The sequence below is a fragment of the Occultella aeris genome (assembly GCF_902703175.1).
GTDB classification, from domain to species: Bacteria; Actinomycetota; Actinomycetes; order Actinomycetales; family Beutenbergiaceae; genus Occultella; species Occultella aeris.
In genome coordinates this window covers 1-20,508 of sequence record NZ_CACRYJ010000011.1, presented here as the reverse complement: position 1 = coordinate 20,508, position 20,508 = coordinate 1, and the positions used below count along the sequence as shown (strand labels likewise).

Here is a 20,508-nt window from a genome sequence, read left to right as displayed (position 1 = left end):
ACACCGACAGAAGGAACACATGCTTCACGATGAGCGGGCGGCAGCCCCAGCGATGGCAACGAGCGTCGTCCCGGACTGGGAGCAGGTACGCAGCCGCGTCGGCGAGCCCGGTTGGGCGGCGGACACCCTCGACGCGGTGCGCGAGGACTTCGTGTTCTGGCAGTCGCACCTGCGGCTGCCGGGACCGGACCAGGTCAGCGCCTGGACGCACCACTACTTCTGCGACGACGATGGTGAGCCGTTGCGGTTCGACCCGGGCAGCCCGGACGAGCACGTGTGCCCCACCTGTGGGCGTGCCTATCGCGGGGAGCCCTGGGACGGCGCGTGGCGAACCCGGATGCACAACATGGCAGCGGCCCAGTCACAGCGGGCGGCACTGCTCGCGCGGCTCGATGGCGACGAGGATCGGCGGCGGAGCGCCGCCGTTGCCCTAGCCGAGATCGTGGACCGCTACGCCTGCGACTACGGCTCCTACGCGCTGCACGGCGTCAACGTCGGGCAGGGGCGAGTGCTGCCGCAGAACCTGGACGAGTCGGTGTGGGCCATCGGACTGCTGCGCTCGGTCCGATGGGCGGGGCCACTGCTGGCGGAGTCGACCCGGGCCGCGGCCCGGCGGCTTGCCGGGGAGATCGCTGCCGTGCTGGCGCCCCAGCTCGGGATGATCCACAACATCCACTGCTGGCTCGTTGCCGCGTTGGCCGAATGTGCGGTCGCCATCGGCGACGAGCAGTTGCTCAGCACGGTGACCGAGGGACCCTTCGGAGCCCGGAACCAGATCCTCGAAGGCATCCACCCGGAGGGTCTGTGGTTCGAGGTGAACCCGCACTACCACTTCTACGCGGTCAACGCGCTGCTGTCCTTCGTCGAGGTCGCCGGGCCGGGCGCGCTCGAGGACGAGCATGCCGAGCGGCTCCTCCGGGCCGTGCAGGCGCCCGCGAGACTGGCCTACTCCGACGGCCGCGTGCCCGCCTACGGCGATGGCTGGCCGAACAGCTTCCTCGGCGACTTCGCCCAGACCGCCGAGGTCGCGTCGAGGCTGCTGCCGGGGGCGGGTGCGCAGCTCGCGTCGTCCTACCTCGGCGACGCTCCGGCGGCCGTCGAGCTGTGGTTCGGAGCGGGCCGGGTCGCCGGTCCGTCGCCCGAGCGCGCCGGCCGCTACAGCGTGGGCGCGATGGTGTTCGGCGCGGACTCGTTGCATGGCACCGACGACGGCGTGACGCCGGCCTCGTTCGTGTGGCCTGGGCCAGGCATCGGAGTGCTCCGGAGCCCGCTGGTTCGGCTGGCGATGCGGTTCGGTCCGGATGCGGGCTGGCACGATCACCACGACAAGCTCGCCGTGGACGTCGAGTGTGGCGGGTGGCGCAGCCTTGACCTCGGAACCAGCGGGTACGGGGCCGACATCACGGTGTGGATGCGTTCGCAGGCTGCGCACAACCTGCTCGTCGTCGGGGACCGGCCGCAGCCACCGCACGACGGTCTGCTGGTCCATGCCGATGACCGGTCCCTGGTGGCCCAGTCCAGCTGGAACGGCGCCGAGGTCCGCCGCACCCTGCGCCTGACGGCATCGGGCTGGACCGACGAGATGGAGGTGGCGGGGGTCCCGGGAACTGCGCTCGAGTGGCTGTTCCACGGTGACGGCACGATCGTCGCGCCGGCCGGCCCGGTGATCGACCTGCCGTCCGACGACCTCGGGCACGGGTGGCTCACGGACGTCCGGTCGTTGACCGTGCTGGATGGCATCGTGGCCGTGACGTGGGATCACCCGGATGCCCCGACGCTGAGGATCGCGGTGCCGCCAGGATGGACGGCGAACCGAGCCTGCGCGCCCGCCAACCCGACAGGTCTACCACTCGGGGTCGTCGCGGTACGGGGTCTCACGCAGGGCACGACGACCCTGCGTGCGACGTTCACGCGGGAAGGGTCACACGCATGACCAGGCAGGCGAGCGAGAGCGGACTCGCGGCCGCCTCGATGGCGGTCCTGGACCAGTGGTGGGATGCCAGCATCGGCCTGGTCGTAGATCCTGCCTGGGCGCCGACCCAGCGGCGGGCTCGGGTGCGCGAGACCTGCTGGTACGCGCTCGGACTGCTCGCTCGTGGCGGCTCCACAGACAACCGGCGCGCGGTGCGCGCGATCGACGCAGTGCTGGACCACCAGTTCGATCAACCAGGCGCGCCCTGGCACGGTACCTGGCTCCGCTGGCCCGACGAGCCGACGCCCGTCGACGGCGCGCGAGCGTTCCGTGACTACGACCCCAACTGGCGGGAGTTCATCGGCTGCGCGCTCCTGCACATCCTCGTCGAGAGGGAGGGTCACCTGCCCGCCGAGCTCGTCGCGCGGATCGAGCACGCGCTCGACCTGGCCGTGGCGGGCACGCTCGCACGTGGGGTCGACCCGCTCTACTCCAACATCGCGCTCATGGCCGGATTCCTGATGCACGCCGTCGGACGACGCCGATCCGATCGCGAGTGCGACGCGCGCGGCCTCCACCTGATGGGGCAGGTGCTCGAGGCGTTCGAGGCCCGCGGGGCGTTCGAGGAGTACAACTCGCCCACCTACTACGGCATCGACCTCTACGCGCTCGCCCTCTGGCGCCGCTACGGAAGCGAGCCGGGCACGGTCCAGCGAGCCGGCGCCGTCGAGCTCGCGCTCTGGCGCGACGTCGCCGACCACTACCATGCAGGTCTGTGCAACCTGGCCGGGCCGTACGACCGTTCCTACGGGATGGACCTGAACTCCTACGCAAGTGGGATCGGGTTGTGGCTGTGGCAGGCCCTTGGCCGGGAGGCCGCGCCGTTCCCGGACATCAGCGATCCGTTCGAACATTTCTGGGACCTCGCGCTCGGCCCGTCCGTGGCCGCGTTGGGCATCCCCGACCTGCCGTCACCGGTACGCGCAGCGCTGCGGTCCTTCCCCGGTCCGCGCACCCTCGAGCAGCCGATCGACGGACGTCGGGTCGCGACGACGGTGCTCGACGTCAACGTCATGGTCGGCGCCGAGCATCTCGGTGGCGATCGCAGCGGTCTGGGCGATCAGTTCCATCCGTTGACCGCACACTGGCGCCTCGGCACCGGCGTAGGCTGGCTCCGGCTGGTCAGCGAGCTCACGATCGACGTCGCCGCGTCCTGCGCGGGCAGCGACGCCGTCGAGGTCCGGCTGCGGTGGCCGGCGGGTGGCTCCTTCGCGTTCCAGGTCCGGGCGGACGGGCTCGACGGCGGATCGGTGACGCCGGAGCGGTGGCGGCTGCCCGGACTGGAGGTCGCCGTCACCGGCGCCGCCGCGCTGGAACGCGTCGAGTCCGCCCCGGACGGCACGTGGTGGCTGCACTATCGGGCGCCGTCGGATGTCGACGGCGGAGCCGGCCTGACGTTGCAGTGGTCTCGCCGGGGCGGGGTCTTCTGATCCGGCAGTGCGCGGCATGAGCGCCGATTCGCCCGGCCGGCCGTCCGGCCTGATGGTCGATCTGCAGTCGGAGCCGGTCGGCGTGGACGTCGCCGACGCCCGGTTCTCCTGGCTCGTCCCGGCACTCGGCGACGGTATGCAGGTCGGGTACCGGATCCAGGTGGCCGCCTCGCCGGCGTCCTTCGGCGCGCCGTTCTGGGACAGCGGGCCGGTCACGTCGTCGTCGTCGACCGCCGTGCCGTACGCGGGGCCGCGGCTGGCGGCATCGACGCCGTACTGGTGGCGGGTGCGAGCGGACACGTCGGTGGCCGGGGACTGGTCGACGCCGTCACGGTTGATCACGGCCGCCGACTCGTGGGGCGGCGAGGCGATCTGGGGACCCGCCGGCGTCGAGGACTCGGGCGCCGAGAACTCCTGGGTGCTTCTGCGGCACGAGTTCGACCTGCCGGACGCGCCCGTCCTGTCGGCATTCGTCGAGGCGGCGGGGCGCTCGGCCGAGGGCGGGCAGACGGCGCAGACCGGACCTCGGGGCGGACGGCAGTACGTCTACAAGCTGTGGGCCAACGCCTCCGTCGCCGGCCGGGGCAGCGTGCGCGACTCGGACTCGCGCGCCCGGTATCACACCCACGATCTCGCCAACGCGCTCAAGCCTGGCCGGAACGCACTTGCGGCGTTGTGCTGGGCTGAGCACGGACGGCAGTTCATCGCGCGGCTCGTCGTCGTGCTCGCCGACGGCCACCGCATCGAGGTCACGACCTCCAGCCGGTGGAAGGCCGCGAGCGGGGAGCGGCTGCTACCCGGTTCCGCGGACATCGGCGGCGGCTGGTACCGAGCCCCCCGCGAGGACTGGGACGCCAGACACGAACCAGTGGGTTGGACCGAGCCAGGCTTCGACGACCGCGACTGGGCGCCGGCCCGCGTATGCGCGGCGCCGCCCGATCCCGCCCCGGCGATCGTCAGCATCGAGCAGAGTCTCGGCGAGGTCGCCGAGGCGGCTCGGCAGCCGGACGGTCGCTGGTTCATCGACCTCGGTCGCGAGATCGTCGGAGGTATCCGCCTCGACGTCGACGGCCGTTCGGGTGCACGCGTGCACGTTCGCCTCGGAGAGGAGCTGGCGCAGGGACGCGTGCGGTTCCGGATGCGCACCCAGAACGTCTACGAGGACACCTGGACCCTGCGTGACGGGCCGCAGTCCGTGGAGCACTGGGGGTACCGGGCGTTCCGCTACATCGAGCTCGAGGCGGACCCGGCGCTCGACCTGACCCACGCGGTCCGGCCCCTCGTGCTCCGCTCGCCCTACGTGGGTGGCGCGGCGTTCTCCTCCTCCGACCCGGATCTGGACCGAGTCTGGGAGCTGTGTCGGTACACGATCGAGGCGACCTCGCTCGACGTGTACATCGACACGCCGGCTCGCGAGCGCGGCCCGTACGAGGGAGATGCGTATGTGAACCAGCTCTCCCAGTACGCGGTCGAGCGCAGCTACGCGCTGGCACGCTACTCCGGCGAGTACCTCACCCGGCGGTCCACCTGGCCGTCCGAGTACCACCTGATGCCGGTCCTGATGGCGTGGGAGGACTACCTCGCCACCGGTGACGATCGGCAGTTGCGGACCGACTTCGAGCACTGGGAAGGTCTCAACTACGACCACTTCCTCGGTGTGCACGGTCTGCTGCGGAAGGACCCGGGGCCTGCTGCCGGCGGTTGGGACGCCGATCTGGTCGACTGGCCGGTCACGTACCGGGACGGATACGAGTTCACCGAGGTGAACACGGTCCTGAACGCCTTCCAGGCAGCCGCCTATGCGACCCTCGCCCGTATCGCCGAGGTCACCGACCGCCCGCAGGCCGCCGCCCGCTACCGTGCCCTGGCCGACCGGATGCGCGCCGCCCTCAACTCCCTCCTGCTCGATGCGTCCGCCTACCGTGACGGGCTGGGGTCGACCCACCACGCCCAGCACGCCACCGCGTTCCCGGTCGCGCTCGGCCTCGCTCCTACCGACCGGCTCGCCGGTCTCGGTGACTGGCTCGGGCGCGGCGGCATCCGGATGAGCGTCTACGGTGCCCAGTTCCTCCTGGAGGCGCTGTGCCGGGCGGGCCGGAGCGATCACGCGCTCGCGCTCATGTCCGCGTCCGGGCCGAACAGCTGGCTGCATCTGATCGACAACCTCGCTGCCACGATCGTTCCCGAGGCTTGGGATCCGTCCTTGAAGCCCAACATGACGTACTCCCACGCCTGGGGTTCGGCCCCGGTCAACGTGATCGCTCGATGGGTCCTCGGGGTGCGTTCGCAGTCCCCCGGGGCGGCGCGCGTCCTCATCGAACCGCGTCCCGGGCTCCTCAACCGGATGTCCGGGACGGTCCCAACCATCAGGGGCCCGGTCACCGTCGACTACGACCGGGCCCGTGGCACGCTGGACGTCGCGACGCCGCCGAACACCACCGGCCACCTCATCGTCCACCGAGCCGAGCTCGGTCTCCCCGAGGGCGCCACCGTCGATGCCCCGGCAGGCGCGGCCATCGCCTGGGCAGCTGACCGCATCGAGATCACGAACGCTCCGGCGGGCAAGATGAACATCCGTTGGGACGCCACTCTCCGCAGGCGTGGCGCCGTCGGGTAGTTTGCCAGTCCGGCAACGGGAGTTGTCGAACTGACACACCGGACCTCAGGCTTGGCACTGACGAGAGGAGCCCGGATGGACCAGGCGGTTTGGGACGAGATCTACGCCGAGCGGAACTGGAGCGGCGCGGTCAACGGCGCCCTGGCGGTCGAGGCCGCCGACCTCGAACCGGGACGGGTGCTGGATGTGGGCTCCGGCGAGGGCGGGGATGCGCTCTGGCTCGCGGCCCGCGGATGGCGCGTCACGGCGACGGACATCTCCCCCGTCGCACTCGAGCGCGCGGCCGCGTCCGTGACCGCTGAGCACGGGGATCGGATCGAGTGGGTCCACGTCGACCTGACCGCCGAAGTGCCCGAGCCGGGCGGGTACGACCTGGTCTCCCTCATGTACTTCCCGCTGCTGCGCAGCCAGGGCCTGACGGCGGTGCGCGGCCTGACCGACGCCGTCGCCCCGGGCGGGTTGTTCCTCATGGTCGCGCACGACCTGGGCGCACCAGCGGACCAGCCCGCCGCAGGGCACGGGCATGGTCACAACCACAACCACAACCACGGCGCGCCCGCCGGTATCGGTGCGGACGGCGGCACCACCCCCTCACGGCAGTGGCGAGGGCCGGACCCCGGTGAGTTCCTGCGCCCGGAGGAGTTCGCGGCGACGCTGGACGAGGGCTGGCAGGTGGAGACGCTGGAAACCCGTCCACGGGTGGTGCCCACGAGCGGGGCGGGCGTCGGCCATGTGGACGACGTGGTGCTGCGCGCGCGCCGGACCGCCTGACTCAGCCGGCAGGTCCGCGCCGGGCATCACGCCTGCGGGCGCCGTTCCTCGCCGGGATCGTCATCGCGACCGACACCTGACTCCTCGGGGCCGTCCGCGATGGACCCGCTGGTCGCGTTCACGGTGGCCTCGGGCCCGGCCGGTTCCGGCCCGGCTGCGTCGTCGACCTCGTCCGGGTCGGCCGGGTCGGGCTCCGGATCGGCGCCGGTCCTGGCATCTCGGAACCGAGCGAGCTGTTTTCGCGCCTCGGCGTCGGTGACCAGGTACGCGCTGATCCACCGGGACGCGGGGTGGGCATCCACGAGAACGGCCTTGGCGAACAGGGTCAGCGGGACCGCGAGGATGGCGCCGAGCGGGCCGACCACCAGGGTCCAGAACGTCAGGCTGAGGAAGCTGACCACCGGGCTCAGCCCGACCGCATCGCCGGTGACCTTCGGCTGGATGATCGTCTGCACGGTGAAGTTGAGCACCGAGTAGACGACGATCACCCAGATCATCTGGCTCACCCCGCCGTCGACCAGGGCGATCAGTGCCGGCGGGATCAGGCCGAGGACGAACCCCACGTTCGGGATGTAGTTGGTCACGAAGGCGAGCACGCCCCACACGAGGACCATCGGCACCCCGATGATCGACAGTGCGATCACGTCGAGCACGGCCACGATGAGGCCGAACACGGTCGCGACGATCCAGTACTTGCGAACGCCGGTGACGAAGTCGACCAGGGCGGCGGTGAGGTTGGGACGTTGGGCGACGGACAGCTCGAACCTGCGCCCGACGTTGGTCGAGTCGATGGCCAGGAAGAACATGACGACCAACAGCAGTGCCGCCTGACCGCCTGCGGACGACATCCCCTCCAGCACGGTGCCGAGCAGCCCGACGATCCGGTTCAGGTCGAAGTCGCCGAGCACCCCTTCGAGGGTCTGCTCGTCGACGCCGAACTGGCTCAGCCACTCGATGAGGTCGGCGTAGATCGCTTGGAACCGATACGAGTACGCCGGCAGCTCGGCGACCAGGCGGGCGACCGAGAGGGCCAGCATGATCACCAGCGCGACGAGGATCACGTACAGGAACAGCAACACCAGGATCGCCGCGACCATCGGGTGGACCCGGTGCCTGGTCAGCCACATCTGCAGGGGCCGGGCGGACACGATGAGCGTGAGCGCGAAGAACGTGGGCGCGACGATGCTGGACGCGAAGTGCAGGCCGACCGCCGCAATCGTGAGTCCCCCGAGCACGAGCGCCGTGGTCTGCAGTGAGGGCCGCGAGTTGACCTCGAGAACGCCCGATCCTGACTGGGTGGACATGCTGCTCCTGTGCTGGGCCCGCTGAGGATGATGCGGCGGGGGTCTGCCCCGCGCGGTCAGTCTTCCACGCCGGGAGGCTGCTTTCGTGAAGCACCGCCCTGGCGGCCGCCAGGGCGACGGCCTCCGGTCAGCGACCTGTGCTCAGCGCGCCGTCGGTGACGTCGGCCAGGACCGCCGGCTCGATCGCGGCGGACTGGTCGACGGCGGCCGGCTCGGCACCGGGGCCGACGTCCTGGGCCGTACCCTCGGCCGGGCCGATGCCGCGCGGCCGGTTCCGCTGGCCGATCCAGACCGCAGCGGCACCGAGGACCACCAGCACCGCGCCCATCGGGCCCGCCGGCGTGTCCGGCACGATCGCGTCGAGGAGCAGCCAGCCACCGAATGCGAAGAACAGCACGGCGGCACCGAGCTGGATGACGTGCTCGGGCAGGTGCTTGCCGAGTACGGCGCCCACGACGATGGCCAATGCGTCAGCGGCGACCATGCCAAGGGTGGAGCCGATCCAGACCCCGGCCCAGTCGTGGTCGGTGGCGAGTGCGACGGTGGCGAGCATCGTCTTGTCGCCGATCTCGGCCAGGAAGAACGCGGAGGCGACGGCGACGAAGGCCGACTTCTTCACGCGGGCGGCTTTGGCCTCCTCGTCGTCGCTGAGGCTGTCACCGCGCAATGTCCAGAACCCGAAGAGGATGAACGCCAACCCACCGATGACCGCGATCAGGCCGGTCGGGATGGCGTTGCCGAGGACGTGGCCGAGACCGACGGAGGCGACGTGCACCAGGGCCGTTGCGGCCGTGATCCCGCCGAGGACCACCCACCAGCGGTAGCGCAGCGCGAACGTCATTGCCATCAGCTGGGACTTGTCCCCCAGTTCGGCGACGAAGATCACGGCGAAACTCAGCACGAGCGCAGACAGCACGGAGCAGACCCCTCATCGATCGCGGGGAATGCCCCGCGATCTATGACGGTACGCGCGCGTTCGACGCAGAATCAAATCCCGCGGAACATTCGCATCACCGAATTCTCGAATGGTGAGAATGTTCGCCTCTGCGAACAATTATGAATTCGGTCGGCCGAACAATTCATCCGGCCGCGGTACGCACCGCGTCCACGCCGCGGTTGGCGAGCTCGTCCGCGCGCTCGTTGCCCGGATCGCCGGAGTGGCCCTTGACCCAGACCCAGTGCACCGTGTGCCGGGCCACCTGCTCGTCGAGGGATTTCCACAACTCCACGTTCTTGACGGGCTTCTTGTCCGCCGTGCGCCAGCCATTGCGCTTCCAGCCGGCCAACCAGGTCTTCATCCCGTTCATCACGTAGGAGGAGTCCACGTGCAGCGTCACCTCGCACGGCTGGTTCAACGCACGCAGACCCTCGATGACTGCGGTGAGTTCCATCCTGTTGTTCGTCGTGAGCTCCTCGCCACCGAACAATTCGCGCTCGTGTTCGCCGAAGCGCATCCAGGCACCCCAACCGCCCACGCCCGGGTTGCCCTTGCAGGCACCGTCCGTCCACATCGACACCGCAGGGAGTTCGGGTTCAGCCATGACTGGCACCCTAGATCGTCGGAGCGGTCGAGTCATACCGGCGGCCGCGCAGCACTGGTGCCCGGCCCGGCCGGGCGTCTACGTTGGGCATATTCGAGACGGGATGTGGCCATGGGCGCGAACGATATCGATCCGAACAACGGCACCACGCCGCGATTCGTCTCGCGTGGTTTCACAGGTCGGGCACGCCGGCCACCTTCGGCCCGGCTCCCACCGGGGCAGTACGACGTCGGCACCGGGTTCCCGGTGCTGTCCGCCGGCCCGACACCCAACACCCACCTGTCCAGCTGGGACTTCACCGTTCAGGGCCTTGTGGATCGGGTGCGGCACTACTCCTGGGCGGAGTTCAGGGCGTTGCCCCGCGAGCCGGTCCAGGTGGACATCCACTGCGTGACGAGCTGGTCCAAGTTCGACACCCGGTGGGAGGGCGTCTCCGTGGACACGCTGCTGGCTGACGTCGAGTCCGAGGCGGAGTACGCCCTCGCGTTCAGTGATGGCGGGTACACGACCAATCTGCCGCTGGCCGATCTCACCGGCGGGCGCGCCTGGATCGTCGACACCTATGACGGCGCGCCGTTGCGGCCCGAGCACGGCGGCCCGGCCAGGCTACTCGTGCCGCATCTGTACTTCTGGAAGTCCGCCAAGTGGGTGCGCGGACTTGTCCTCGGCGAGGTCGAGGAGCTCGGGTTCTGGGAGAGGTTCGGCTACCACCGTTACGGGGACCCATGGCGCCAACAGCGCTACGCCGGCGACTGAACTGGCAGGTGGCCGACGTGCTGAGGGTCACGGCCGAGACGCCGACAGCGAGCCGCCTCCGCCTCGCCGTCCACGACTGGGCGGGGCATGACGCCGGCCAACACGTGGACGTGCGGCTGACCGCGCCGGACGGTTACACGGCGCAGCGCAGCTACTCGATCGCCTCGCCGCCGCAGGCGCCGCACCTGGACCTGGTCGTCGAGCGACTCGAGGACGGCGAGGTGTCGGGTTACATGACCGAGGAGTTGCGCAGCGGCGACCTGCTCGAGCTGCGCGGGCCGATCGGTGGCTACTTCGTGTGGCCGGCGACGGCGGCCGGTCCGGTCCAGCTCATCGCCGGGGGCTCCGGCGTGGTTCCGTTCCTGTCGATGCTCGGCCAGCATCGTGCGACCCGTAGCGAGATCCAGGTGCGGTTGTTGTACTCGGCCAGGTCCGAGGCGGATCTGATCGGCACCGGCGAGCTCGCCGGCCCCGGAATCTCGACGACGCTGACCCTGACCCGAGCCGTACCGCCCGGTTGGGAGGGCCTGCGCCGCCGGGTGGACGTGACGATGCTCGCCGAGCACACGCTCGCGCCCGAACGATCGCCGCTGGTGTTCGTGTGCGGGCCGACGTCCTTCGTCGAGACCGTCGCAGCCGGACTGCTCAGCCTCGGTCACGACCAGTCTCGGATCAAGACGGAACGCTTCGGAGCCACGGGAGGACCCTGATGAGCACGCCACCGAACCCGCCGGACAGAAGGCTGGACATCAATGCCGCCGCCGGACCGCTCGCCGAGTTGTTCGCCGTGGATCTCACGATGGCCACCGTCCAGTGCGACGGCTGCGCGGCCACCACGGACTTGGCGCGGTACGACGTGTACGCGCACGGCCCCGGCCTGGTGATCCGCTGCCGGGGCTGCGACCACGTCGTGCTGCGCTACTCCACCGCCGGGGGCCGGCTGCGCCTGGACATGACCGGCACGCGCCTGCTCATCCTTCCCGGCGAGGGATCGGGAGCCGCTGCGCGCCCAGGATCTTGACCATGGCCCGATCGGTCTCGGTAGCCGTGTGATCGGTCCCAGTGCCGACTCCCCGGGAGCGGGTGCGCTCGGCCACGTGCAGCGTGGCGATCTCCGGGATCGGGCCGAGCCGGTCGGCGACGTCACCGTCGTGGTAGCCGTCCCAATGGATGACGGCAGTGCCCACCGGGCGGCCGTCCGCGATCTTCGCGACGAGGTGAGATGGGCTGCGGGTGAGGGGGTCAGTTGCGAGCGAGCAGCGACCCGAGCGCGGAGGTGAAGAAGCGCAGACCGTCCGTGCCGGAGCCCTCGGGGCCGAATCCGGCCTCGACGGCGTGCTCGGGGTGCGGCATCAGGCCCACCACGTTGCCGCGGGCGTTGGTGATGCCGGCGATGTCCCGGCGGGAGCCGTTCGGGTTGCCGACGTAGCGGAACACGACACGGCCCTCGCCCTCGAGCTCGTCGAGCGTGGCCTCGTCGGCGATGAACTGCCCGTCCTGGTTCTTCAGCGGGACGACGATCTCCTCACCGGCCGCGTACTCGTTCGACCAGGCGGTGGTGTTGTTCTCCACCCGCAGCGTCTGGTCCTTGCAGACGAAGGTGAGGCGCTCGTTCTTGATCATGGCGCCGGCGAGCAGGTGCGTCTCGCACAGGATCTGGAAGCCGTTGCAGATCCCGAGGACCGGCAGTCCGCCGTTGGCGGCGTCCACGAGGGCGCCCATGATCGGAGCGAACCGGGAGATCGCCCCGGCGCGCAGGTAGTCGCCGTAGGAGAAGCCGCCGGGCAGGATCACCGCGTCGACCTCGGCGAGGGAGTCGTCCGCGTGCCACAGCCGCACCGGCTCGGCGCCGACGAGGCGCACCGCGCGGGCGGCGTCCCGGTCGTCGAGGCTGCCAGGGAACGTGATCACACCGATGCGGGCCATCAGTCCTCCGTGGCGACGTGCACCGAGACGACATCCTCGATGACCGGGTTGGAGAGCACCTCTTCGGCGGCCCTGCGGGCCGCTGCGAGGACGTCCTCGGTCGCGTCGCCAGCCACCTCCAGCTCGAACCGCTTGCCCTGACGCACCGACGCGAAGTCGGTGAACCCGAGCCGCGGCAGCGCACCGGCGACCGCCTTGCCCTGGGGGTCCAGAATCTCCGGCTTCGGCATGATCTCCACGACGACACGTGCCATCTGAGCTGGACTCCCTGGTTCTACGAAAGGTGACGGGACGTCCCGATCCTACCGGCCGCCGTCGTCGGTCCTGCGAGGTGACCGCAGAGCGGGCAGTCGGCTCAGACTGCGCCGAGCACCCCGTCGAGCGGCGCGGGCACCCTGTCCAGGTCGAGCGCGTCGACGAGCGCCGGTGCGTAGGCGATCTTCCGTCCGCCACGCGTGCCCAGGAACCGGCGGAGCTGGGCGTCCAGGGGCCGGTCCCGCTGGGCCGGTTGCTGCTGCATCGTCCGGAAGGAGCCGAGGTCGCCGCGCTCGTCGATGACGGCCTCGACGGCGTCGGTGCCGAGGGCGCGGATCAGCTCGTCCTCGAGGTCGGCGACGCAGACGAAGAACCCGCGCTGCTCCAGCTGCGCCCGGGTCAGGTCCGCACCGAGTCCCGCGGCGGCCAGTCCGCGCCGGTAGTAGCCGACCTCGGCCGCGTCACACAGACCGGCGAGGTCAAGTCCGAGCCCGCGTGGGCCGAGCCGCTCGAGGTAGCGGCGGATGTTCGTGGCGCCGCCCATCGCGACGACGGCGACGCCCTCGGCGGCCAGGTCCCGGCCCCGGCGGATGGCGAGCCGTTCGAGCGCGGCGCTGTCACTGCGCCCCTCGACCAGCACCGCTGCCCGCATGGCTCGGGTCAGGCTCCGAACGTCAGGCCGGTGATCCGCTCATAGGCCTCGACGTAACGGTCCCGGGTGCGGGCGACCACGTCCGCGGGCAGCGGCGGCGGGGGCTCCTCCGAACGCCGGTCCCACCCGGACTCCGGCGACGTCAGCCAGTCCCGGACGAACTGCTTGTCGAAGCTGGGCTGGGCGCGGCCGGGCTGCCACTGGTCGGCGGGCCAGTACCGGGACGAGTCCGGGGTCAGCACCTCGTCACCGAGGATCAACTCGCCGCTCACCGGGTCGGTGCCGAACTCCAGCTTGGTGTCCGCCAGGATCACGCCACGCTCGGCCGCGATCTCCTCGGCGCGCGCATAGACCGCGAGGGTGGTGTCCCGCAGCCGGGTGGCGACGTCCTGACCGACCTGGGCGGCGACCACGTCGAACGAGACGTTCTCGTCGTGCTCGCCGACGGCCGCCTTGGTGGCCGGGGTGAAGATCGGCTCGCGCAGCCGAGAGCCGTCCACGAGGCCGTCCGGCAACGGAACCCCACACACCTCACGGGTGGCCTGGTACTCCACCAGTCCGGAACCGGTGAGGTAGCCGCGCGCCACGCACTCCACCGGGTACATCTGGAGCCGGCGGCAGATCATCGCCCGGCCGGCGACCTGCTCCGGCACCTCGAGCGAGACCACGTGGTTCGCCACGAGCGGGCTCAGCTGATCGAACCACCACAGGCTCAGCGCCGTGAGGACGGCACCCTTGTCGTCGATGGTCGTCGGGAGCACGTGGTCGTAGGCGCTGATCCGGTCGCTGGCCACGACCAGGACCACGTCGGTGGCGCCGTCGTCGGGCACGTACAGGTCGCGGACCTTGCCCGAGTAGGTGTGCCGCCAGCCGGGCAGCGCGGGTGGGGTGGTCGCGGTGTCGGTCACGGGTCCAGTCTGGCACCATCATCGCGGCCGCCGGCGCCGCCGCCCGGTCACGGCGCGGTCACCTCGAGGACGCCGTGCGCGCCGCGTTCGGCGTCGCTCATGACGTGGTTGACGACCGGGTAGCGCCCGGCCTCGGGCATCACGAGCTCCACGAACCCGCCCTGTGCGGCGCCGAGCGCGAGGGTCTGCGCGCCGCCCCCGGTGGTCCCGTCCGGCGTGAGTAGGTAGGCGCCCTCGGCGAACACCGTGTCGAACTGGCCGCCGACGACGTGGAACGAGATGCCCCGGTTCGGCCCGGCCGCGAGCACCCAGATCCGCACGCGCTCCCCCACGACGGCCTCGAGCGGCGCGAAGTCGTAGGCGTTCGCGTACCCGTTGAAGACCACCAGGTCCGCCTCCCCCGCCGCGATCTTGGCGGTGTCGACCTCGCCGCCCTGTTCGCCGAGGTAGTACTCGGACTGGATCAGCAGGTACTCCCGGTCCACCGGCGCCAGGTCCGGCGGGTCGATGATCACGGCCCCGAACATGCCGTTCGCGATGTGGGCGCTCATCGGCATCGTGGCGCAGTGGTACATCCAGATCCCGGAGCGGGTGGCCGTGAACGTGTAGGTCAGCGACTCCCCGGGCGCGATCGTGCGCATCGGCTCGTCGGGCGCGAGCGCACCGGCGTGCAAGTCGATCGAGTGCCCGATGGTGCCGTCGTTGACCAGCGTGATCACGAACGTGTCCCCGATCCGGCCGTGCAGGGTGGGGCCGGGCGCCGTCCCGTCGAACGTCCACAGCGTCTGGGTGACCCCGGGCGCGACCTCCGTCTGCGCCTCCCCGACCGTGAACGTGTACTCGTGCGTGGTGCCCGCCGGTATCGCGGGGACGACGGCGTCCGGCGCCTCCCAGCCCGGCGCGGGGGTCGCGCCCGGGTCGAGGTCGGCGGCCGCGCCGGCGCCGGTGGCGCCGGCGGCGCCGGTCATGTCGTGACCGTCGTGCCCCGCCGCGCCGTCGGTGTCCGCGTCGCCCGTCGCGTCAGTGGCGCCGCCGGTCACCTGGATGGCCAGCACCATGCCCATCTGCCGGTGCCCGATCACCGAGCACCAGGCGTCGAGGGACCGGCCCACCACGCCGACGTCGACCGTGGCCGACTCCCCGGGGTCGAGCCGCCCCGAACTCATGCCATTGTCGAGCACCAGGTCATGCACCTGGGTCGCGTCGCCGTTGTGCACCTCGATCACGAGCCGGTTCCCGGCTGGCACGTCGATCACATCCGGCGTGAACCGCATGTCCGCGGCCTCGACCACCACAGTCGTGGTCTGCCCGGTCCCGTCCGCCCCGGCGCCTGCTCCCGCACCCGCCCCGACCGCCGCCGGGTCCGCGGCGACCGCCGCGGCGACGGCGAGGGCGAGGGCCGCCAGACCCGCGACGGCCTGGTTCCGATAGCGGTGCGGCACCGGCGCGACCGGACCGGTCGCGCGCGGGGTCCGCGCAGCCGAGCGCGCCCGGCGGTTCGTCACGACCGCGGCTACGAGCAGCGGCAGGAAGGACCCGAGCCCGATCAGCACAGCGAACGACGCCGCGACGAGCACCAGCGAGGGCACCGGAGCCACGCCGAGCACGAGGCCCGCGTTGGCGACCGCCAACCGCCACCCGGCGCCGCGCTCGACCGCGGTCATGGTCACGCGCAGGACCGCCGGCCCGCCGCCGAGCACCACCGGCACCAGGTAGGTCATCGCGCCGATGAGCACCTGGGCGGCGAACCCGGCCGCGAACGGGACCGCCACCGCGTCGACGGCGGTGGCGAGCTCGGCCCAGTCCGGGGTCCGCGCCACGATGACGATCAGCTGCACGAGGCCGAACACGAGCCAGCACATCCCGGCCAGCACGGACAGGGTCGGCATCGACGTCGGCGCCTTCGTGCGTGTCACGCGCGCCATCGGCGCCCCGATCCAGGCGATCCCGACGAGATGGCCGACCAGCCCGGCCAGCACCAGCCACCTGGACCCGGCGACCGCCCCGACCCCGATCAGGACGACCGAGCCCGCCAGGAGCCACAGTGCGCGCCGGGACGCGGCCTCGCCGTCGGGGTCGATCCGGGTGCGCAGCATGGTCGGCCAGAGCGTCATGAGCGTTCCGAGCACGGTGAGGCCGACGAAGCCGAGCAGGTTCACGGCCACGTGCGCCACCTGAAGACGCGCCTGCCACTCGTCGGCCGGTCCGCGGGCCATGAGAGCGCCCAGGCCGGCACCGACCGGCAGCAGCCAGGACGCGACGACGTAGTAGCGGATCGTGGCGGCGAACCGGGAGGAGAGGGCGCGCCGAGCCCGCAGCGCCAGGGCCGTCCCGTGCGCCGCCACCGCGGCGCCGACGACGATCGCGCCGGCAAGCACCAAGGGCCAGATCCCGGCGACCACCCCGGTCACGGTCACCGCTACGCCGACGTTGAGTGCGACGGCGCGCACCATCTGCCAGCGCCGGGACGCCGGCCGGTGGCGCAGCAGTGCGTCGGTGAAGTGGCTGCTCCACACTCCGATGGCGTTCGTCACGGCGCCGAGCAGCAGCAGGTGCACGAGTAGCCAGCGCTGGTCGGGGATCCACCGGTGTGCGATGGCGACGACCACGACGGCGAGCAGCCAGAACACGACCGGTGCGTTCGCGCGTAGGTGATGGCGGGTGCGGTCCGGCATCGGCGGTAGCGGCGGGCGGGCAGCGCGTCCGTCCTCGGGCGATGTGGGGCCGACCGGGGCGGCCGGCAGTCGGAGGTCGGATCGGGACCGCACTGGCTCAGGCCTCGGACCCGGGCGCGCGAACAGGCAACTGCTCGGGCAGATGGAGCACACACGCCCCCCGCTCGGCGAACGGCTCGAGGCTCACTCCGACCGGGTCCGCACCGGCCTCCTCCAGCAATCCCTGGACCATGCCCAGGTGCACGCCGCAGACCACGTGCTCGTGGCGGTGGGCGGCCTCCAGAAGCGGGCACCGGCGCAGCCGGACCACGTCGGAGCCGTGCTCCGGGTCGGGGTCGAAGCCGAGGCCGTCCAGGGTGTCGAGCACCTCGTCGTAGGCGTCCCCGAGGCTCGCGGGACTCGAGTCGGCACGAGCAGTCGATCGACGAGCCAGGTCCTGACCCCAGTACCGGCCGGCCGTGATGCCGGCCTCTTGCGGATCCGCACTGGTCCGGGCGATCTGGGCCGCGAGCGCGGTCGCCAGGCCCACATACTCCTGCGTCGCCATCGGCGCGTCCTGCTCGGTCGCGACATACAGCCAGGCCGGCCGGCCCCGCCCCTTGGCCGCGGCGCGGGTGCGCGTGACCAGGCCGGCGTCGATGAGGGCGTCGAGGTGTTCGCGGACGGTGTTGTGGTGCTGGTGCAGCGCCTGGGCGAGGGCGCCGACGGTGCACGGGGCGGACTGCTGCGCGAGCAGGTCGAGCACGGCCCCGCGAGCCGCGGTCATCGGTCTGTGCACCGTTGCCGGTGGCGCCATCGGCCGCGGGCCAAGGTCCGACGGGCGCCCTCGATTAATAATCACGGAATAGAGTGTAATAAAGTTCTGGAGTCAGGCGCACCACTCCGGAGGAAGCTCATGAACACGCTCGTTGTCGCCAGCACCCAGGCCGATGCCACCGCCGTCGAGGAGATCCGCGCCCGGCACACCGAACTCGCGGCCGCGCTGCGGGCGCGCACCGACGCCCTGTTCGCCGCCGCGGGCGGCGCGACCACGGACGGCACCACCGCGGCCCAGGCCGCCCGGCGCGAGTTGCAGGAGTTCACCGCCGCGGCCGTGCTGCCCCATCTGACCCGGCTGGCCGCCAACACCCTCGCGCAGGCCCGCGAGCATGGCGGCACCCGACTCCTGGCGCAGAGCCTCGCGGGCCAGCAGGCCGGCATCGTCGGCGCGGCCCAGTCCCTCGCCCACGCGCCCGACCCGATCGCCGGCGTCGCTGCGGCCGGCGCCCTGACCGCTCTCACCACCGCCCACCTCGCCGACGTCGACGACCACCTGCTGCCCGCCCTGGCTGCGCTTCCGGTGGTGTCGCTCGCCGACCTCGCGGCGGCGCTGGCCCCAGCCACGGCCGGCACCGGCACCGCGGCGCCAGCCACCGCCGACGACGCGAGCGCGGCGACCGACCCGGCCCTCGCCGTCGGGCCGGACCATGCGGAGCCGGCTCTCGCCGTCGAAGCAGCCACCGGTCACGGCCACACCTGCGCGTGCGGCGGCACCGAGGTGGCGGAACCGGAACTCGATGCCCGGACCGTGCCGCACCCGATCCGGCACGCAACCGTCTTCGGGGCACTCGATGCGGTGCAGCCTGGAGCGTCGATGATCCTCGTCGCACCCCATGACCCGCTGCCACTGCTGGCCCAGCTGGAGCAGCGCCGGCCTGGCGCGTTCGACGTGATCTACGTCGAGCGGGCCCCGCAGGCCTGGCGGCTGCGGTTCACCCGCAACTGAGCGATTCCGTGGCATGGCACCGCTGAGCCATCACCGGCGCAACGGCGCGCCGACCCCGGCGCTGCGTCACTGATTCGCGCGACGGGTCAGTGGCGCAGCGGCGCGTCCGGCCATGCGTCTGAGCAGGGTCCGGACGGCATAATGCCTGGCATGGAACTCGACGCCATCTCCGACCTCACGGAGCAGTTGGGTCGGTCGCTGCTCACCGCGGCGAAGGTCGAGGCCGGCACCCAGTCATGGCTGAGGTTCGACGTCGAGTGGTCGCAGGCCGGCACGCAGCACAGCGGGCGCGCCTACCTGACCGACACCGGACATGCGGCCCCGCGTCCCGTGCGGGTGCCGGACGCCGCCGTCGGAGCGCTGGCCGCGCTGCGCGCACACATGAGCGCGGCCCGCAAGGGCACGTGGCTGTCCGCGGCGGCGTCGATGACCCCGCCGGGGTCGCTGGACGTCAGCTACAACTACGACCGCCGCCCGTACTGGAACTCGACCACCGGCTCGATGCTGGACGCGCCCGAGGAGCCACCGGTGCCCACCGACGAGAAGTGGCTGGCCGACCTGCGCCGCCACCCTCGGGAGCGCGACCTGGTGCCGGCCTGGCTGACCCCGGATCACGTGGAGGGCGAGGAGGCGGCCCGGTTGCGTGCGGCACTGGGCACGATCGGGCACCCGCAGCGCGGGGTCGTGCTGCCCGGCGACGATCCGAACGCTGCGCTCGAGGGCACGATCGAAGTCGTCCGCTACGGCCCTCGCCACTATGGGGTGCAGATCGAGGACTACGGCCAGCACGAACTCCTGGCCGAACACTTCACCGAGCGCGACGCCTGCGCGACGGTCTGGGGCTATCTCACCGCGCCGGTCCCGCAGCCGCTCCAGATCCCGACGGAGGAGCTCGCCCAGCGCGCGCAGGCCGCCCAGCGCAGCTACACCGACCTACACGCTCGGCTCATGCAGGCGGGGCCCGGTGGCATCATCACGAACCTCGCGGCCGGAGTGCCCTACGACCGGATCGGAGTGCTCGACGGCCTCTACTTCTACCCCTGGCGCACGCCCTGGGAACAGCGTTCGCTGCCGCCGGCCGCTGCGGGTGAGGGCGCCCGGGAGATCATCCTGATGGCGATGCAGCCGGTCGAGGTGCAGGCCGAGATCGTGCCACCGTGGTTCGACCAGCCCGGCGGCGGCATCCGGTTCCACGTGGAGGGCAAGGGCCGGGGCGTGCGCGACCTGGTTCGCGCGGGGGTGCTGCGTCAGGTCCTGCCGGTGAACTGAGACCTCCCTGGCGGACCAGCAACACATACGGCGGACGTGCGACCGGACCCGGGCGTCGACATCGCGGACCCTCCGCGCCTACCGTCGAGGAATGACCCACGACTTCGCCACCAAGCCCGTCCTGACCGGGGTCCGAGTCACCCTCCGCCCGTTCGAGGAGGCGGACCTGCCCGCGATCGCCGCCGTCCTGAACGACCCCGAGGTGGGCCGGCTGACGATGAGCTACACCAGCACCGCCGATCTCGAGGCCGACCACACCGGAGTCGAGGACGTGCGGGAGTTCTACCTCCGTAACACCACGGCGACCGACCGCCTCGACCTCGCGATCGTGGACAACGCGAGCGGCGCCGTCGTCGGCGAGGCGGTCCTCAACGACTACGACCCGAACGCCTCCTCCTGCAACTTCCGGATCCTGATCGGCCCGGCGGGCCGCGGCCGCGGGCTGGGCACCGAGGCAACCCGGCTGATCACCGATCATGGGCTCGACGTGATCGGCCTGCACCGGATCGGCCTTGACGTGTTCTCGTTCAACCCGGCCGGCCGGCGGGCCTACGAGAAGGCGGGGTTCGTGTTCGAGGGCACCAAGCGGGACGCCGCCATCTTCGACGGCGAGCGCATCGACGAGCACTTCATGTCCCGCCTCGCCACCGACCCCCGCCCGTAGTTC

20 protein-coding genes are annotated in these 20,508 nt (G+C 71.5%); 10 read left to right on the top strand and 10 right to left on the bottom strand.

Annotation, left to right across the window (positions count from 1 at the left end):
- Positions 1 to 19 precede the first annotated feature (19 nt).
- The 4 genes from HALOF300_RS03135 to HALOF300_RS03120 all read left to right on the top strand — a co-directional run bounded on the left by HALOF300_RS03135 (position 20) and on the right by HALOF300_RS03120 (position 6,790).
- Positions 20 to 1,933 (top strand): heparinase II/III family protein, encoded by a 1,914-nt coding sequence (locus tag HALOF300_RS03135; RefSeq protein ID WP_156739206.1) that lies wholly within the window; start codon positions 20 to 22, stop codon positions 1,931 to 1,933.
- Entirely contained in the window at positions 1,930 to 3,402 is a 1,473-nt protein-coding gene (locus HALOF300_RS03130) for a hypothetical protein (RefSeq protein WP_156739204.1), read from the top strand. Before HALOF300_RS03135 ends, HALOF300_RS03130 begins: the two co-directional genes overlap by 4 nt.
- A 16-nt stretch (positions 3,403 to 3,418) precedes the next feature.
- Positions 3,419 to 6,019: a family 78 glycoside hydrolase catalytic domain gene (locus tag HALOF300_RS03125; RefSeq protein ID WP_156739202.1), complete on the top strand. Its 2,601-nt coding sequence runs from the start codon at positions 3,419 to 3,421 to the stop codon at positions 6,017 to 6,019.
- A gap of 75 nt (positions 6,020 to 6,094) precedes the next feature.
- Positions 6,095 to 6,790: a class I SAM-dependent methyltransferase gene (locus HALOF300_RS03120; RefSeq protein ID WP_156739200.1), complete on the top strand. Its 696-nt coding sequence runs from the start codon at positions 6,095 to 6,097 to the stop codon at positions 6,788 to 6,790.
- A 26-nt stretch (positions 6,791 to 6,816) separates the two neighbouring features.
- On the opposite strand, the gene HALOF300_RS03115 is transcribed toward HALOF300_RS03120, so the two are convergent.
- The 3 genes from HALOF300_RS03115 to rnhA form a co-directional block, all read right to left on the bottom strand.
- Complete coding sequence (locus HALOF300_RS03115) at positions 6,817 to 8,094, bottom strand: AI-2E family transporter (RefSeq protein WP_156739198.1); 1,278 nt, start codon at positions 8,092 to 8,094, stop codon at positions 6,817 to 6,819.
- A gap of 127 nt (positions 8,095 to 8,221) precedes the next feature.
- Complete coding sequence (locus tag HALOF300_RS03110) at positions 8,222 to 9,010, bottom strand: TMEM165/GDT1 family protein (RefSeq protein WP_156739197.1); 789 nt, start codon at positions 9,008 to 9,010, stop codon at positions 8,222 to 8,224.
- Positions 9,011 to 9,173: 163 nt separating this feature from the next.
- On the bottom strand, positions 9,174 to 9,635 hold the full coding sequence (rnhA, locus tag HALOF300_RS03105; protein WP_156739196.1) for a ribonuclease HI: 462 nt from the start codon (positions 9,633 to 9,635) through the stop codon (positions 9,174 to 9,176).
- Between the two features lie 111 nt (positions 9,636 to 9,746).
- Between rnhA and HALOF300_RS03100 the strand changes: the two genes are divergently transcribed.
- From HALOF300_RS03100 to HALOF300_RS03090, 3 genes are read left to right on the top strand one after another with little or no spacing between them, the layout of a single operon-like run.
- Complete coding sequence (locus tag HALOF300_RS03100) at positions 9,747 to 10,391, top strand: molybdopterin-dependent oxidoreductase (protein ID WP_156739195.1); 645 nt, start codon at positions 9,747 to 9,749, stop codon at positions 10,389 to 10,391.
- A gap of 17 nt (positions 10,392 to 10,408) precedes the next feature.
- Positions 10,409 to 11,101, top strand: coding sequence for a ferredoxin reductase (locus tag HALOF300_RS03095; protein WP_231954983.1), 693 nt, complete (start codon positions 10,409 to 10,411; stop codon positions 11,099 to 11,101).
- Positions 11,101 to 11,412, top strand: coding sequence for a DUF6510 family protein (locus tag HALOF300_RS03090; protein WP_156739193.1), 312 nt, complete (start codon positions 11,101 to 11,103; stop codon positions 11,410 to 11,412). Before HALOF300_RS03095 ends, HALOF300_RS03090 begins: the two co-directional genes overlap by 1 nt.
- Here the strand turns inward: HALOF300_RS03090 and HALOF300_RS27230 are convergent.
- From HALOF300_RS27230 to HALOF300_RS03060, 7 genes are all read right to left on the bottom strand, one after another.
- A complete protein-coding gene (locus HALOF300_RS27230; protein WP_231954982.1) occupies positions 11,363 to 11,578 on the bottom strand; it encodes a hypothetical protein in 216 nt (71 codons plus the stop codon). The two genes, HALOF300_RS03090 and HALOF300_RS27230, sit on opposite strands and share 50 nt — an antisense overlap.
- Before the next feature lie 55 nt (positions 11,579 to 11,633).
- Entirely contained in the window at positions 11,634 to 12,317 is a 684-nt protein-coding gene (purQ, locus tag HALOF300_RS03085) for a phosphoribosylformylglycinamidine synthase subunit PurQ (RefSeq protein WP_156739192.1), read from the bottom strand.
- Positions 12,317 to 12,571 (bottom strand): phosphoribosylformylglycinamidine synthase subunit PurS, encoded by a 255-nt coding sequence (gene purS / locus HALOF300_RS03080; RefSeq protein WP_156739191.1) that lies wholly within the window; start codon positions 12,569 to 12,571, stop codon positions 12,317 to 12,319. The genes purQ and purS overlap by 1 nt, the downstream gene beginning before the upstream one ends.
- A 101-nt stretch (positions 12,572 to 12,672) precedes the next feature.
- Positions 12,673 to 13,224, bottom strand: coding sequence for a TOPRIM nucleotidyl transferase/hydrolase domain-containing protein (locus HALOF300_RS03075; protein ID WP_156739190.1), 552 nt, complete (start codon positions 13,222 to 13,224; stop codon positions 12,673 to 12,675).
- 8 nt (positions 13,225 to 13,232) lie between these two features.
- On the bottom strand, positions 13,233 to 14,132 hold the full coding sequence (locus HALOF300_RS03070; RefSeq protein ID WP_156739189.1) for a phosphoribosylaminoimidazolesuccinocarboxamide synthase: 900 nt from the start codon (positions 14,130 to 14,132) through the stop codon (positions 13,233 to 13,235).
- A 47-nt stretch (positions 14,133 to 14,179) separates the two neighbouring features.
- Positions 14,180 to 16,807 carry a multicopper oxidase domain-containing protein gene (locus HALOF300_RS03065; RefSeq protein WP_156739188.1) on the bottom strand — a complete coding sequence of 876 codons (2,628 nt, stop codon included), beginning with the start codon at positions 16,805 to 16,807 and terminating at the stop codon, positions 14,180 to 14,182.
- A 97-nt stretch (positions 16,808 to 16,904) separates the two neighbouring features.
- A complete protein-coding gene (locus HALOF300_RS03060) occupies positions 16,905 to 17,573 on the bottom strand; it encodes a helix-turn-helix transcriptional regulator (RefSeq protein WP_156739187.1) in 669 nt (222 codons plus the stop codon).
- A 129-nt stretch (positions 17,574 to 17,702) separates the two neighbouring features.
- On the opposite strand from HALOF300_RS03060, the gene HALOF300_RS27600 reads away from it, so the two are divergent.
- The 3 genes from HALOF300_RS27600 (at position 17,703) to HALOF300_RS03045 (ending at position 20,505) form a co-directional block, all read left to right on the top strand.
- Positions 17,703 to 18,572 carry a DUF2249 domain-containing protein gene (locus HALOF300_RS27600; RefSeq protein ID WP_156739186.1) on the top strand — a complete coding sequence of 290 codons (870 nt, stop codon included), beginning with the start codon at positions 17,703 to 17,705 and terminating at the stop codon, positions 18,570 to 18,572.
- A gap of 150 nt (positions 18,573 to 18,722) precedes the next feature.
- Entirely contained in the window at positions 18,723 to 19,841 is a 1,119-nt protein-coding gene (locus HALOF300_RS03050) for a TNT domain-containing protein (RefSeq protein WP_156739185.1), read from the top strand.
- 91 nt (positions 19,842 to 19,932) lie between these two features.
- Positions 19,933 to 20,505 carry a GNAT family N-acetyltransferase gene (locus tag HALOF300_RS03045; RefSeq protein ID WP_156739184.1) on the top strand — a complete coding sequence of 191 codons (573 nt, stop codon included), beginning with the start codon at positions 19,933 to 19,935 and terminating at the stop codon, positions 20,503 to 20,505.
- The last annotated feature ends 3 nt before the right edge of the window (positions 20,506 to 20,508 follow it).